Source organism: Snodgrassella sp. W6238H11, assembly GCF_016100525.1.
Taxonomy (GTDB): Bacteria; Pseudomonadota; Gammaproteobacteria; order Burkholderiales; family Neisseriaceae; genus Snodgrassella; species Snodgrassella alvi.
In genome coordinates this window covers 314,990-330,567 of record NZ_JACFSH010000001.1, presented here as the reverse complement: position 1 = coordinate 330,567, position 15,578 = coordinate 314,990, and the positions used below count along the sequence as shown (strand labels likewise).

General features: G+C 37.2%; 12 protein-coding genes. 11 read left to right on the top strand and 1 reads right to left on the bottom strand.

The window, feature by feature from the left end; translation table 11 throughout:
- The first annotated feature begins 40 nt into the window (after positions 1-40).
- The 8 genes from H3V00_RS01445 (at position 41) to H3V00_RS01410 (ending at position 10,578) form a co-directional block, all read left to right on the top strand.
- Positions 41-1,372, top strand: a complete 1,332-nt coding sequence (locus H3V00_RS01445; protein ID WP_198206625.1) for a DEAD/DEAH box helicase — start codon at positions 41-43, stop codon at positions 1,370-1,372.
- Between the two features lie 297 nt (positions 1,373-1,669).
- The gene (locus H3V00_RS01440) at positions 1,670-1,810 is read left to right on the top strand and encodes a hypothetical protein (RefSeq protein ID WP_157785008.1); all 141 of its coding nucleotides are present in this window, start codon (positions 1,670-1,672) and stop codon (positions 1,808-1,810) included.
- A 1,277-nt stretch (positions 1,811-3,087) separates the two neighbouring features.
- Entirely contained in the window at positions 3,088-3,627 is a 540-nt protein-coding gene (locus tag H3V00_RS01435; protein WP_025330459.1) for an RNA pyrophosphohydrolase, read from the top strand.
- 127 nt (positions 3,628-3,754) lie between these two features.
- Complete coding sequence (locus H3V00_RS01430; protein ID WP_198206626.1) at positions 3,755-5,731, top strand: DNA topoisomerase IV subunit B; 1,977 nt, start codon at positions 3,755-3,757, stop codon at positions 5,729-5,731.
- Positions 5,732-6,339: 608 nt separating this feature from the next.
- Positions 6,340-6,702, top strand: a complete 363-nt coding sequence (locus H3V00_RS01425) for a roadblock/LC7 domain-containing protein (protein WP_025330457.1) — start codon at positions 6,340-6,342, stop codon at positions 6,700-6,702.
- A gap of 445 nt (positions 6,703-7,147) precedes the next feature.
- The gene (locus H3V00_RS01420) at positions 7,148-7,645 is read left to right on the top strand and encodes a PAS domain-containing protein (protein WP_025330456.1); all 498 of its coding nucleotides are present in this window, start codon (positions 7,148-7,150) and stop codon (positions 7,643-7,645) included.
- A 1-nt stretch (position 7,646) separates the two neighbouring features.
- Positions 7,647-8,393, top strand: a complete 747-nt coding sequence (locus tag H3V00_RS01415) for a phosphate/phosphite/phosphonate ABC transporter substrate-binding protein (protein ID WP_025330455.1) — start codon at positions 7,647-7,649, stop codon at positions 8,391-8,393.
- Between the two features lie 784 nt (positions 8,394-9,177).
- On the top strand, positions 9,178-10,578 hold the full coding sequence (locus H3V00_RS01410) for a DHA2 family efflux MFS transporter permease subunit (RefSeq protein WP_198206627.1): 1,401 nt from the start codon (positions 9,178-9,180) through the stop codon (positions 10,576-10,578).
- 252 nt (positions 10,579-10,830) lie between these two features.
- Here H3V00_RS01410 and H3V00_RS01405 read toward each other — a convergent pair whose 3' ends face one another.
- Complete coding sequence (locus tag H3V00_RS01405; protein WP_037394020.1) at positions 10,831-12,225, bottom strand: nucleobase:cation symporter-2 family protein; 1,395 nt, start codon at positions 12,223-12,225, stop codon at positions 10,831-10,833.
- 224 nt (positions 12,226-12,449) lie between these two features.
- On the opposite strand from H3V00_RS01405, the gene dapA reads away from it, so the two are divergent.
- The 3 genes from dapA to H3V00_RS11360 all read left to right on the top strand — a co-directional run bounded on the left by dapA (position 12,450) and on the right by H3V00_RS11360 (position 15,508).
- The gene (gene dapA / locus H3V00_RS01400) at positions 12,450-13,325 is read left to right on the top strand and encodes a 4-hydroxy-tetrahydrodipicolinate synthase (RefSeq protein WP_025330452.1); all 876 of its coding nucleotides are present in this window, start codon (positions 12,450-12,452) and stop codon (positions 13,323-13,325) included.
- Positions 13,326-13,371: 46 nt separating this feature from the next.
- A complete protein-coding gene (gene bamC / locus H3V00_RS01395; RefSeq protein ID WP_198206628.1) occupies positions 13,372-14,520 on the top strand; it encodes an outer membrane protein assembly factor BamC in 1,149 nt (382 codons plus the stop codon).
- A 745-nt stretch (positions 14,521-15,265) separates the two neighbouring features.
- Positions 15,266-15,508, top strand: a complete 243-nt coding sequence (locus H3V00_RS11360) for a hypothetical protein (RefSeq protein WP_025330450.1) — start codon at positions 15,266-15,268, stop codon at positions 15,506-15,508.
- Positions 15,509-15,578: the final 70 nt, after the last annotated feature.

Here is a 15,578-nt window from a genome sequence, read left to right as displayed (position 1 = left end):
GATTATCACGTTTGGTTGGTCGTTTAACCAAAGGAAAATCATGACATTGTCTTTTTCAGATTTAAAACTAGACAAACAACTCACCAATGCACTCACTGCTGCCGGCTACGAAAATCCAACACCAGTACAACTTGAATCTATTCCGGCAGTTCTGGATAACCAGGATTTAATGGTTTCCGCTCAAACTGGTTCTGGAAAAACAGCCGCATTTTTATTACCAACACTGCAAAAACTGCTCAAACGCAGTGAAAAACCAGGCAAAGGCCCGCGTGCTCTTGTATTAACACCTACACGCGAACTTGCTCAACAGGTAGAAAAAAACGCTCAGATTTATGGTAAAAACATGCCTTGGCTGCGCACAGTAACGTTGGTAGGCGGTACAGCTTTCGGTCAGCAAATCCGTGCATTATCCCGTCCGATTGATCTTATCGTAGCTACTCCGGGACGTCTGATGGATCACATGCGTCAGGGACGCATTGATTTTGGCCGGCTTGAAGTGCTTATTCTGGATGAAGCAGACAGAATGCTGGATATGGGTTTTATTGATGATATTGAGACCATAGTTGCCGCAACTCCTGCTGAACGTCAGACCCTGTTATTTTCAGCTACCTGGGATGGTATGGTAGGTAAACTTGCCGAAAAATTAACACATCAACCGCAAAAAATCGATATTGCCCGGGAAGAAAAACAAGGCAAAATTGATGAAAAACTGTATTACTGTGATGACATCCGGCATAAAAACCGTCTGCTTGATCATCTGTTGCGTGATACCAGTATCGATCAGGCAGTAATATTTACTGCCACCAAAGCTATGTCTGAACAGCTGGCTGATGAACTTTATGAAAAAGGCTTTTCGGCTAACTGTCTGCATGGCGATATGCCACAAGGCTGGCGTAACCGTACATTAATGGATTTACGCAAAGGCCGGATTAAAATACTAGTGGCTACTGATGTTGCCGCACGTGGTATTGATGTACCAACCATTACACATGTCATTAATTATGATTTACCTAAGCAGGCTGAAGACTATGTACATCGTATCGGTCGTACAGGCCGTGCTGGCCGAACCGGTCTGGCCATTACTTTTGCTGAAGTAAACGAGTATATTAAAGTACATAAAATTGAACGCTACCTAAACCGCAAACTACCTGAGCAAACTATTGCCGGTATGGAACCGACACGTAAACGTGCTGGTAAAATAGCGAATAAAGGTCGCCGCTCCTATGGTAATCACAACAAAAATGGCAACTGGAATGCAAACCGCCGTCAGTCTGGCGAACAGCAACCAAACCGTTCCCGCCAGAACATTCCGGCTGCCCGTCAGAGAAACAGTCAGCCAAACAGACGTAGTAATAGCCAACCCAAGCAATAAGCTCCTCACTTTATCGTAATAAAAGGTCAGGCTACTGATTCAGGCCTGACCTTTTAACAATTCTGCGGTTTTTCTATTTATCATTTCCTCTCAATTTAAAGACAAACATACATCACTGTCTTGCAATATTCTGTTATATCTTATATATTGTTTAATGAACTAATAAATTATTACGTTAAAAACAATATCCGAACTGATAACTGATCTGCATTATTAATTTATCAGTAAACTTATACTTCCAAGTTATAAATGACAACAGTTGGTGCCCCACACCAGCAAGCGAGAAAGGATTTAACTATGCAACATCGTCGTAGATTACAAATTTTTCAGGCAGCTAAACGCGCTGCTTTTTATCAACATACTCAGGCTGTAAATGGCAAAGAGCAAACTCCTGAAAATGAAAAAGCCATTCACAATTTCGAACCTGTTCATCAATAAAATTTTTGCTAATAAAGAGCCCTATCTGCAGAGATAGGGCTCTTTTTAAATATGCTCTCTTTAATAAAAACTATAAATAATATTTTCGGAAAAGTTATTACCAGTATCAAATACCTATAAACTCATTACATCTTATTTATAATAAAATTTCAAATACAAAAAGATTGCAGTAATGTGGATTTTTTCAGCTGAATTTGTTTTAATTCAATTATTGAGTACAGATTCAATTATTATAAATCGGTATGAAAATATTTTTTAATCAGTTATTCCTTAGTATATTTAACCACACTAAATTAAATAAAATTTTTTATAAATCAAACGATTGACAATACAATAAATATCAAGATATCCCAGTCCAAAAATTAAATATCTTTGCGCTAAAATAAAAATATTAAATTTCTCTGCATCTGCATTCATTTTGTAAATGACTTTAGTTTGACCAGATAGACATTTTTATCTTTTATATACCGTCCCACAATTTCAACCTTTTCAGGATTAAGCCCCAAGGGCGATATTAATTATCATCAGCTATACCAGTCACTATAGTATAGATTCAACTATCCTCACTACAATATTGCTTTTCTTTTGACAATTAATTTTATGATAATTGCTTAATATTAATAATTTTTTCAATTTAATATATACCCTTACCAACTGTTCAATCATTCATAGATTTAACAGAATTGTCTTTTTTAAAATATCAAAATGAAAATAAGCAGAATATTAGAAATAATAATTTACCTGTTTATCAGCATAAAGTTTATCTTTCGTCTAAAATATTGGAAATGAGAAAATATTTGGAAAAATAATTTTCGTATATCGTTTATTCCAAACGACCACATAATCCCAATGATATTCTATTGATAGATAAAGAAAGATACGTTTTTTTTACGCTTTTAACTGATTTAATATTTACACAATTATCTGGTTTCTGAAAACCATAAATAAAATATAAAACAAATACACTACTCTATATGAATAATAAACTTCGCCGGATTTTTCATGCATCAGTTCGAATTGAATCATAATAATTAATAACAAGACTAATTAAATACCCAATCTGAATGATTAAAACTCATCCAGATATCTAATTAATCATTAATAATAGATTTCACCAATATTATTTATAGCTAAATCCAGATTTTTAACTGAAAATTTCCATATGCCAATATAATATAAAAATTTACTTAATTTAATTTGATATTTCACATTTAATCCTTACTAGTCTCACTGCCTGATTTGTGCGAAAATTCAATTTATTTACTGGGCGAACTACCATGTTAGACAGAGAAGGTTATCGCCCCAATGTCGGGATAATCATTACTAACGACCATAACGAGGTTTTTTGGGGCAAGCGTGTACATGAACACTCTTGGCAGTTTCCGCAAGGCGGTATTAAGCCGGGTGAAAGCCCGGAAGCCGCCATGTATCGTGAACTCATGGAAGAAGTCGGCCTGCTGCCGCATCATGTCAAAATAATCGGACGCACCCGGGACTGGTTACGTTATGATGTACCTACACATTGGATCAAACGCGAATGGCGGGGTTCTTATAAAGGCCAAAAACAGATCTGGTATTTGCTGCGTCTAACCGGACGTGAAAGTGATGTTCATCTGCGAGCAACCCATCATCCTGAATTTGATGCATGGCGTTGGCACCAATACTGGGCTCCAGTTGATGAAGTTATTGAATTCAAAAGAAATGTCTATTTGAATGCATTACACGAGCTTTCACGCTTTTTACACGAACTGCCCAGCTGGACTGAATTTGTTCAAACTCGACAAAATCATGATGATAAATACTCACTGGCAGAATGATTGCCTGTGAATAGTTCTGTATTGAAGATTCCGCCAAAATTCTGAATCTGAAACAAATTACCGAAAAAATAAATTTTTTACGGTAATTTGTTTTATATTGCGATTAATACTTATCTAAAAATAAATTATGAGCAAATCCACAACTTATGATGAATCCAGTGTCACCGTTCTGAAGGGTCTGGCACCGGTTAAAGAACGCCCTGGGATGTATACCAGAACGGATAGCCCTACTCATATCATTCAGGAAGTAATTGATAATGCCGCAGACGAAGCTCTGGGCGGCTATGCACAAAATATCGATGTTACTCTGAATCCCGATGGATCCGTTACCGTCAGAGACAATGGTCGCGGTATTCCCACCGGATTACACCCAACCGAAAAAGTACCCGTAATTGAACTGGTTTTCACCCAACTACATGCTGGTGGTAAATTCAATAAAAAAAGCGGCGACGGTGCTTATGCTTTTTCAGGTGGCTTACATGGTGTAGGCGTTTCCGTGACCAATGCACTGTCTTCCCGGCTTGAAGTTACTGTCAAAAGAGCCGGAAATATTTACCATATTGCCTTTGCTGGTGGTGACGTCATTAAACCTTTGTCTGTAACCGGCAAATGCGCCGTTAAAGACAGTGGTACCGAAGTTCGTATCTGGCCTGACGGACATTACTTCGATAATCCGCAATACAATCTGCCGGAACTGGAACGCAATTTACGTGCTAAAGCTGTTTTATTACCCGGCGTGAATGTTACCCTTACCCGCTACCAGAATGCTACGGATGAAGCTCAGACACAAAACTGGCATTATCCGAATGGCCTGAAAAGCTATTTACTTGACTTACTTTCAGATAGCCAGACTGCCACACCCATTTTCTCAAGTGAAAATTATTTAAACTCAAATCATGGAACTGACTTTAATCAGGGTGAAGGTGCAGCTTTCGCTCTGACATGGCTGGAAGACGGACATACACCAAGTGAAAGCTACGTTAATCTGATCCCTACCGCGTTAGGCGGCACTCATGAAGCCGGGCTGAAACAGGCAGTTTTTCACGCTGTAAACAACTTTATCAATCATCATAATTTACTTCCGCGCGGCGTAAAACTACAGTCAGATGATGTTTTTTCACGCGTCGCCTTCGTTCTCTCAGCACGGTTGCTCGATCCTCAGTTTCAAGGGCAGACAAAAGACAAATTAACCAGTCGTGATGCACTCAAACTGGTAGCTACAGTATGTAGTGATCCATTAGAACTCTGGTTAAACCAGAATATCGATACAGGTAAAAAAATAGCTGAACTGGCTATTAGTCAGGCTCAGGCGCGAATGCGTTCAACTAAAAAAATTGAAAAGAAAAAAGGTTCTGGCGTAGCTGTTTTACCAGGCAAACTTACTGACTGCGAAAGTGAAGACATCCGAGAAAATGAATTGTTTCTGGTAGAAGGTGATTCAGCCGGCGGCTCAGCTAAACTGGCCCGGGATAAAAATACTCAGGCAATTCTTCCATTGCGCGGTAAAGTTTTAAACAGTTTTGAAATTCATCGCGACCAATTGTTTGGTAATGCAGAAATACATGATATTTCTGTTGCCATCGGAGTAGACCCCCACGGTAGAAACGATAATCCTGATTTATCTGGCTTACGCTATGGAAAAATAGCCATCTTATCAGATGCTGATGTTGATGGTGCTCATATACAGGTTCTATTACTCACCTTGTTTTATACCCATTTCCCGCGACTGATAGAGACCGGACACATTTATGTAGCCCAACCACCACTTTTTCGTATAGATGTAAATGCACAGGGTAAAAGCAAACCTGCACGCAAGATTTATGCTCAGGATGAGGCAGAACTGGAAAGCATTAAAGACAGACTGCAACTAGAAAAAAGTACTTATCACATAAATCGCTTTAAAGGTTTAGGCGAAATGAATCCTGATCAGCTCAAGGATACTACCATGAATCCGGATACACGCCGTCTGTTGCAAGTACATATTCCCGATGAAGAAAACAGTGAAACCCGAAATATTTTTATCAAATTAATGGGAAAAGGTGAAGCAGCTTCCAGAAGAGTATGGATGGAAGCTGAAGGAGATAAAGTAGAAGCCGATATTTGAAATTAACCTAACAAACAGGTTGTTTATCATATTGAGAACAACCTGTTTAAATTAATTTATATATTAAACAACAAAATAAACATAATTAACATTATCAAACTATAAGGGCACTAATTTCACTTAATTGTCTTTTTAATAAATAACATTAATTTAAATTTGTAAAATATATAAGCAAACTTACAACACACTATTAATTTATATATTAATATGCACTAAAAAAGTAAGATTTTATTATTTAAAACAATTCATTTACCATTAAGTTAAGCATAGAATTAAACATATAGTCGCAGTCTCAATAGCATATAAAATATAAAAAATGAGATAACATTTGATAAATATCAAACTTTAGCTAAGTAGACCGGATTATATTTCGCAATCTCCTATTCAAAATGCTATAATTTTATTTGCATTTCAATAGAATTCAATAAACTGTAACAATAGTTTTCATTGCTCTGAATAATTATAGATAAGCAAGAAAACTAAAGAAATGTAAATAAAATAGAAAACTTAAATAAAGATAATTAATAAAATTTAATAACATTTTTTTGCAAAAAAATTCACCCATCTTTATAATTGACAAAGTTACAGTCAATTTAAGAGGAATTTTCATGAAATATGATTTCATCGAAGGCGTATTGAAAACCCTGAACAGTACACCCGACATTACATCTTCAGCAGTTATCTCAACCGATGGTTTGCCAATTGCTTCTGCTTTGCAGAGTGGCATGGATGAAGACCGTATCGGTGCAATGGCTGCAGCATTACTGTCTCTGGGTAATCGTTCTGCAAAAGAAGTATTAAAAGGTACTCTGGACAATACCATTATTCACACTGATAAAGGCTACATGCTGCTGTTTCAGGCCTCTGAAGCTATTCTGTTAACCATTACTACCACTCATGAAGCCAAATTAGGTCTGATTCTGTTTGAAGCTAAACGGGCATTGAAAGAATTAGCTGACCATTTTGGTTAATAATCAATTTGCTTGATCTGAAATATGCAATGCTATTTAAATACCCGCTCATGCAAATTTGAAATTAACACGTTTTATTACAGTTTATAATACTGTAAAAATAAGCTTTAAAATCAGACACTACCCTTATATCCGGATATTTTCTGAATTCTGACTAAATTGCTGTTAGTCAAACCTAAAGAAAACTAAAGCTAAAACTGAATTTATTGCATGAAAGGGCGTTTAAATGTTTTATAACTATATTGAAACGCATCGCATATATGTATTGGGTAATATTTAAAAATCCCGATTGTATGCATTTCCAGAAATTTATATTAGCAGTAAATTTATTAAAGCAGAAAGAATAAACTACTGTAAAAACATAAAAAATCTGAAATGCATTTCTATTAAGCACACTCATTCTTTATCAGATTAAACCAAAATTGAAGGACAGATAAATATGGATATGAGTCGTTGGATTCAGCCGAAGCCTGAAGGTGAATTTTCAGAGTATAAAATTAAGCATTATCAGCAAGACGGAGAATCAACAGTATATGTAACTCATCAGGAATTTCCTTATCCTGATGGTGCTTTAATTGTATCACGTACAGATCTTAACGGTATTATCACGCATGCCAATGACGTCTTTGTTGATATCAGTGGCTGGACACGTGATGAAATTATTGGTGCTCCACACTGTTTGTTACGTCATCCTGACATGCCAAAAGCTCCGTTTGCAGATATGTGGGAAACCTTGCAAAGAGGCGAACGCTGGTACGGTTATGTTAAAAACTTACGAAAAGATGGCGGCCATTACTGGGTATACGCCACTGTAATTCCGAACTTACGTCAAGGCAAAGTGATTGGCTATAGCTCAATTCGTCGCAAACCAAGCCGTGAACGCGTTAACGAAATGAGTGCCAAGTATGTAGAAATGCTGAAAACTGAACAGGAAGGAAAATAATATGCTGAGTTTAATGGTTGTACCCGATTATTTGCCTGATCAGTTCAGCACCTGGTATTTGCTGAATAATTACCTGCAAAAGAAAAGCGATCAGAATATTTCTCTGATTATGCCTCCTTCATTTGATGAAGTAAAAGCACAGCAAGATAAAGAAAAAGTCTCTATGCTTTTTGTTAATCCGTTTGCTGCCGGTAATTATGTACGTGAACAAGGTTATTTACCACTGGTTAAACCTAAAAATCAACCAGATGAGATTGTAATTGTTACTGCTGCTGATTCAGAAATTAATGCTATTGAAGAGCTCAAAGGTACTGTTGAACTGGCTCTTTCCAATAATGAAGATGCCAACTTTATTGGTTTGCGTTTGCTTGAACCTGCTAATCTGAGCGACGATGAGCTGGTTATCAATCGTAAAGATAACTTCCTCATGGTAGCTTCCAGCGTTATCCGCCAGCAGGCAAAAATTGGCATTATTCAAGCTGAAGTATATGACAGCTTTAACTCTGTAACCAAAGATCAGTTAAAAGTATTACTGAAAAGCCGGATTAATGAAGTATCTCATGTCATGTTATATCATAAAGATATAGCTGATAAAGTAGAGCCGTTGAGAGAGATATTATGCAAAATGGCAGACGACTCTGATGGTGCTACTATTGTAAAAGCATTGAGTTTTCCAGAAGGCTTTATCGGATTATCTGAAGAAGATATGGAATTCATGATCGATGTTGTAGACACATTACGTATGTAAGTCTATTATAACTGCATTCTAGGCCGTGTTAGCTTTATTAAGCTAACACGGTTTATTTTATGTCTAACCTTTTTCTTTTATATAAACAGAGTAGATATTATCCAAGTACAACACATATCAATTTTTTTGAGATTTATTCATTACTTCCTCATTTTTAAATTATCCGCCTTTATCTAAAAATTTTTTTATAAACTGGATACTAAAAGCAAGCTTGTACTAACCAGCATTTGCAATAATAAATTTATTTAATATTCATAATGATATATATACACAATGAATATTATTTAAAACATCTAAATATTTTGTTTTTACACTAAATTTATAATGATTACTTTGTATGTTTGTTAGCTTTTTCCATTGTAGTGAAGCAATGTGTCTTATGATAAATAAGTTTAATAAATGTAAATAAAAGTTATACCGTAAGTTATTTATATACTGGCATTTTTCACCAGACTTATATACAAACTTAAATATAATTCAGAAAAAATAAAATAATATCTATCTATACAATTATCCTAACATTATAAACAAACTCAACAAACCTATATTTTATAAAAAAATTACTTATCAGAATTTGGTAATGCATGCCTGCTTCGCGTTATTAATCTACCATAATAAAACATATATCAACCTTAAAGCATAAACACTTCTTATATACATTTATTATCTTAAAATTATGAATATAAAAAATATACTTTCATAAATTTATGCTTTTATATTAACAAAATAATGCATTACATGATTCTGTTATAATAAATGAATCCATTATTGATAAACAACAATTATGGCTTCTATTAACGACAGTAAACCTTCACGCTTTTTGCCCATTTTGTTGGCTATAGCCATTTTTATGCAGCAGCTGGATGCTACTATCCTGAATACTGCTCTGCCCTCAATGGCTGCCGATCTTGGGCAGTCACCACTTAATATGCAATCAGCAATTATTGCTTATGCGCTAACGCTAGCAATAATGATGCCTCTGTCTGGTTTTCTGTCGGATAAATTAGGAACTCGTAAACTCTTTATGGGTTCTATGGTCATATTTATTATTGGATCTGTACTGTGTGCTGCAAGTAATAATCTGGCTTTGCTGGTACTGGCCAGAATCATTCAGGGTTTAGGTGGCGCAATGCTAACACCGGTAGCCCGTTTAACCATGATGCAGGCCTACGACCGCTCTAAACTCATAACTGTTATGAATTATGCCATTATGCCGGCCCTGATCGGTCCGGTACTGGGACCGATTATTGGTGGCTATCTTGTGGTATATACCAGCTGGCACTGGATATTTTTACTCAATGTACCGATAGGGTTATTAGGATTATTGGTTACCTGGTATATCATGCCCAATTTTAACCGTCCTGCAAATTACTTTGATGGATTAGGTTTCTTTCTGTTTTCGGCATCTGCTTTTTGCATGACGCTTACTTTTGAAACTATGTCACATGCTAACAATATTTTATTTGGCTGTATGATGGCTATTGCAGGTATTGGCGCTTTATTTGCCTATCTTGCTCATGCACGTCAGAACAACCGTGCTTTGTATCCTCCGCATTTAATTCTGGTGCGTACATTTCGTCTGGGGCTGGCAGGTAACTTAGTAAGCCGCCTTGGCATGAGTGCCCTGCCTTTATTATTGCCTTTATTATTTCAGGTTGCTTTTAACTATGATGCGGTAAATTCAGGCTGGCTGCTGATGCCTCTTGCTTTGGCAGCTATATTTGCCAAACCCTTTCTGAAGCCTTTAATGAATCATTTTGGTTATCGTAATACACTTGCCTGGAACACACGTATTATCGGTATACTGATTATGTCACTCGCTTTAATCAGTGCCAGTACACCGCAATGGTTGATATTATTACATCTGTGTATTTTAGGCGCCTGCAACTCTTTGCAATTTACTGGTATGAATACCATTACACTGGCTGATTTACGCCCTAATCAAGTTAGTAGCGGCACCAGTCTGATGGCTGTTAACCAGCAACTGGCATTAAGTTTCGGTATAGCAATTGGCGCATTACTTTTGCAATCTTTCAGTCGTGCCAGCTTTATCAATTACAATATTACTACCGCCTTTCGAATTACATTTATTATTCTCGGCGTGTTCACTCTGCTTTCAAGCTGGATATTTGCCCGTCTGCATTCAACTGACGGTGCTAATCTGCTTTCAAAAGAAAATACATAGATTAACAATTTTCTGAATTTTGACAAAAAAATTACTTGTCTACCTGATATTGTTATTAAATCAAAGGATAATATCAAATTAAAAGTACTTTTTTAATACACAGCTAAAACCATTCAGAATTACAGATAATTAAAATTTTCCATATAACTTATAGTATTCATAAATAAAAATAGAACTTATTATTTAAAATCATTATTTTAAATTTATAAAAAAAGCTGCCAATATTTTCGGCAGCCTTTTTTCAGATATTAATTAATGCGGAATGTCGTCACTTAAATAAACAGCTGGTTCACTTTTATCATGTGGCAGAACTATATTTAGAATAATTGCTACAATTCCGCCCATACAAATCGGATTTTGAAACAATATTGGTAACTGAGCAAACACTTCCGGTTCAAAAGCCACACCCAGACCAAGCCCCAGTGATGTAGCACAGATAACTGCTTCACGGCGTCGGATGCCGGCAGTAATAATAATTCTGATACCGGCAGTAACAATTAAACCGAACATAACCACCATTGCCCCACCTAAAACCGGACTGGGAATAGTGGTAAAAATAGCACCAACCCATGGAAATAAGCCAAGTATAATCAGAATAGCAGCAATATATTTACCGACATACCGGGAAGCAACTCCCGTCATCTGAATAACGCCATTATTCTGGGCAAAAGTGGTTAACGGCAATGAACCCAGTGCTGTAGCAATCACCGACACCAGACCATCAGCCATTACCCCGCCGCGTAAACGGTTTGTGTACGACGGACCATCTACCGGCTGATTAGAAATCATGGCGGTAGCAGTTAAATCACCTACTGCTTCAAACACACTTAAAAGATAAATGGTACCGGCCACCATAAAAGCATGCCAGTCAAAAGCAAAGCCGTATTTAAAGGGAATCGGTATTGTAATTAAGGGTAAATCGTGCAGATTGGAAAAATCTACAATGCCCATAAAAATAGCAATTACATAACCTGATATCAAACCTACCGCAATGCCGGCCATACGCCACCATGCATTTTTAAAACAGTTAAATAACAATACAGTAAACAGTACAAATGTGGACAGAGCCAGATTAGACCATGAACCGAAAGTATGATTTGCTTTTGCAGTAAGACCACCGCCAAAGTCAGTAATACCGACATGAATAAGACTCAGGCCTATCATCAATACCACAACTCCGCTTACAGTAGGTGTGATGATTTTTTTCAGAAAAGGTAACAGCCATGATGCCCCGATTACTAAAAAGGCGCCCACGAATGAGACGCCCAGTAAAGTTGAAATCATAGTATTTTCATTCATCCCGCTTTCTTTCATGCCCAGCCCCAGCGCAATCATGACAGTGACAAATGAAAAATTAACTGATTGAATTGATAACAGCCCCGAACCAATAACACCAAAGCGGTGTACCTGAATATAAGTACCTACACCTGAAGCTACCATAGACATTGAGACCAGATAAGCAGTCATGTCAGCCGGCAGTTTCAGCGCACCGCCCACCACAAGAGCCGGCGCCACCATAGGAACAAAAAGAGCGAGTAAATGGGTTAATGCACTGAGCAAACCATTTAAAACAGGAGGTTTTTCCTCCAGACCATAGACCAAATCAGAGTGTTCATTCTGCTTACGAACAGAGGAATTATCGGCCATGTCATCCTTCCTTATTTGCTTTATGCATGTGTGAAATGTATATAAAGCAGCGTATTTTAAGCGATACGGCACTGTTTAATCTAGAGCAAACTATTGAGGAATAGAATCTTTAACACAAGCAAACTACTTTTATCAAAAGTGGTTCGAATACCGGCAGTTTTCCATGTAAGCAAAAAATACGCTACAATCATCACATTTTTAGCTCACCTGTAAAGGGTAGAATTATGTTGACAGGCAGCCTGGTTGCCATCGTAACGCCTATGCATGAAGATGGCAGTATTGATTATGAACAATACAAACAGCTTATTGACTGGCATATCGAGTCCGGAACCGATGCCATTGTCGCCGTGGGAACAACCGGTGAATCAGCCACACTCAGCGTGGATGAGCATTTGAATGTCATCAAAACTGCTGTAGAACATGTAGCCGGACGTGTGAAAGTAATTGCCGGTACTGGTGCCAACAATACTCATGAAGCAATTTATCTGGCTCAGGAGGCTCAGCAGGCTGGTGCAGATATGACTTTGTCTGTAGTACCCTACTACAATAAACCGAATCAGGAAGGTATCTACCGCCACTTTAAAACTATTGCCGAAGCAACCAGTATCCCCATGATTTTGTATAATGTCCCGGGTCGCACTGTTGCCGATATGCAACCGGACACAGCCTTACGTCTGGCAGAAATTGACAATATTGTTGGTATTAAAGAAGCCACTGGCAACATTGGCCGTGCATGTTATCTGTTTAAGCACGTACCTGAAAATTTTGCAGTTTATTCCGGCGATGATCCTACTGCCCTGGCATTTTTACTGTGCGGTGGTCATGGTGTGATCAGCGTTACTGCTAACGTTGCTCCGAAATTGTTTGCAGATATGTGTCATGCAGCTTTGCGCGGAGATATTACCGGTGCACGCGCTTTAAATGATAAATTACAGCGTCTGCATGGTGATCTTTTCTGTGAACCAAGCCCTGCACCAACGAAATGGGCACTGTCTAAACTGGGTAAAATCAATCCGGTTTGCCGACTGCCTATTACTGAATTAACTCCTGCCGGACAGGCTGTCGTGTTAGCCGCCATGCAGGAAGCCGAATTAATTTAAACACAAGCCTACATTGTCATTGTAATGCACACTGAAAGTGGCCGATATGAATATAAGTAAAACCGTTGCACTAACCCTGCTGGCAGCCAGTCTTGCCGCCTGTGCCAGCAAAAAAGAAAACCTGCCTAAACTGGATTATCAGTCTGACAATAAAAAAATTGTTCAGCTGGATGTACCTCCTGATTTGACTGATCCGAATCAGGGGAACCGCTTTAGTGCACCTGGAAGTACACTGATTAATGGGGCTGTACGTGCCAGTGACATGAACAAAAAAGCGGGCAAAACTCAGAATAATGCGAATGCACAGGTACTGACTCAGGTACCGAATATTCATTTGCAGCGTGATGGAAGTATTCGCTGGCTGACTATCGATAACAAACAAGCTGCTGAATTATGGCCGCTGCTCAGAGCATTCTGGCAGGAACAGGGCTTTACTATCGAGCGTGAAGAACCATCTATTGGTCTGATGCAAACCAACTGGGCAGAAAACCGTGCCAAACTACCATCTGATGTGATTCGCGGTATATTCGAAAAAGTAGGTCTGGGTGGTGTTTACTCCAGCGGCGAGCGGGATATGTTTACTATCCGTCTGGAACGTAACAGCAAAGGCGGTACAGATGTATTCTTCAGCCAGAAAGGTATGAAAGAAGTCTATACCAGCAAAGATGGTGACAGCACTGCATGGCAGCCAAGACCTAATGAGCCTGAGCTGGAAGCAGCATTTCTTGCACGCTTTATGCAATATCTTGGTGCAGATGCCAAACAGGTACAGCAACAGATAGCTGCCCAAAAACAAAACTCGAATGAATACAATTTAGCCAAAATTGATGGCAATAGTATTTACCTGCTTGGGCCTCAGGAACGTAACTGGCGTCGTGTTGCACTGGCTTTGGATCGTGTTGGTCTGAATGTAATTGGAGAAAACCAGAGTCAATATGCTTATCTGGTTGAAGTAGCTGCTGCAGAAGCCTCTTCTGTTTCTCATAAAAAACCAGGATTATTCGGACGTATGTTCGGGCGCAGCAAAAAAGCTGAACAACAGCAACAGCCAAAACAGCAACCTCGTCTGATGGTACTGGCTATACCTCTCAAGGATGGCGGAACACGTGTCACTTTGGCCAATGAAGATGGCACAATATATACCGGAAAAGATGCCACAAAATGGCTTCAGCAACTGGATCAGCAATTACGCTAACTTTAAAAGCCTGCTTATGCAGGCTTTTTTAAACCAAACAACTACCCAGACTTTTATTCAGATCGCATAATTAAATAATTAGAATTCATTTGGATTAAATGGATTGTTTGATTTGTATTCAAAGCTAATCAATTACTTTAAGATTAATTTAACTGGCACCGGATTTTTGTTTTATGCTGCTTTCAGGGTTCAATTAAATTGCTTATCAAATACTTTTTTAAATTACATACTAACGACTTAATATTTATATCTTTTAAAAATAAAATTATTTTTATACAATCTTTTTTACTGTCCAATCTGTTTATTATAAAACCGGTTTTCTTGTTTATTAGACAGATAAACAGATTCTAAAGATAGAAAATAAAAAATTTTGAAGTGTCAAATATGAAAAAATTAATTGTTAGCTATTGTTTTCTTTCAATGACCGTAATTGCGGCTTTGGTTATCGGTACAATATTCTTTGCGGATATACGTTATCCATTATGGTATAGTATCACCTGTTTTATTATTGCTGCTTTCGGCTTAATAATACTAACGCCATTTACCATTAAAATAATTAAAATTAATCGAAATTTAAATTAATTCAATATCCATTGTAAATAATATCAATTTATTTTATATGCATATTTTTAACCGTAAGCTGTAAATATTTATTGTTTAAATATTTACAATAGTTTTCATTTAACAGATTTTCTGTATATAATTGGTCGTAATTTCTTCTTTAACCTTTTATGATATCAGACTAATGAAAAAATTAATTATAATGCATATCTGCACAAGCCTTATGTTTGTAATCTTTCTCGGTATCGGATTTTTTCTCTATAATAAAGATCAGCAACTGACAATTTATAGTAAAACATTTTTTATCCTAGGTGCAATTATGGCCATCGGAGAAATGCCTTTGACCTTTAAACTAACCAAAATGAAACAAGAAAATCAGCAGAAATCTGAAACAACTACAGATTTTACTTCATTGGGAAAAAAATAAAATTTTTCAGTTTATGAAATCACTATAATTAATATTAATCTGTATTTTATAAATAACTCATATTTTTTTA

Coding starts and splice junctions, on each gene's coding strand:
- H3V00_RS01445 (WP_198206625.1), top strand. CDS start 41: ATGACATTGTCTTTTTCAGATTTAAAACTAGACAAACAACTCACCAAT.
- H3V00_RS01440 (WP_157785008.1), top strand. CDS start 1,670: ATGCAACATCGTCGTAGATTACAAATTTTTCAGGCAGCTAAACGCGCT.
- H3V00_RS01435 (WP_025330459.1), top strand. CDS start 3,088: ATGTTAGACAGAGAAGGTTATCGCCCCAATGTCGGGATAATCATTACT.
- H3V00_RS01430 (WP_198206626.1), top strand. CDS start 3,755: ATGAGCAAATCCACAACTTATGATGAATCCAGTGTCACCGTTCTGAAG.
- H3V00_RS01425 (WP_025330457.1), top strand. CDS start 6,340: ATGAAATATGATTTCATCGAAGGCGTATTGAAAACCCTGAACAGTACA.
- H3V00_RS01420 (WP_025330456.1), top strand. CDS start 7,148: ATGAGTCGTTGGATTCAGCCGAAGCCTGAAGGTGAATTTTCAGAGTAT.
- H3V00_RS01415 (WP_025330455.1), top strand. CDS start 7,647: ATGCTGAGTTTAATGGTTGTACCCGATTATTTGCCTGATCAGTTCAGC.
- H3V00_RS01410 (WP_198206627.1), top strand. CDS start 9,178: ATGGCTTCTATTAACGACAGTAAACCTTCACGCTTTTTGCCCATTTTG.
- H3V00_RS01405 (WP_037394020.1), bottom strand. CDS start 12,225: ATGGCCGATAATTCCTCTGTTCGTAAGCAGAATGAACACTCTGATTTG.
- dapA (WP_025330452.1), top strand. CDS start 12,450: ATGTTGACAGGCAGCCTGGTTGCCATCGTAACGCCTATGCATGAAGAT.
- bamC (WP_198206628.1), top strand. CDS start 13,372: ATGAATATAAGTAAAACCGTTGCACTAACCCTGCTGGCAGCCAGTCTT.
- H3V00_RS11360 (WP_025330450.1), top strand. CDS start 15,266: ATGAAAAAATTAATTATAATGCATATCTGCACAAGCCTTATGTTTGTA.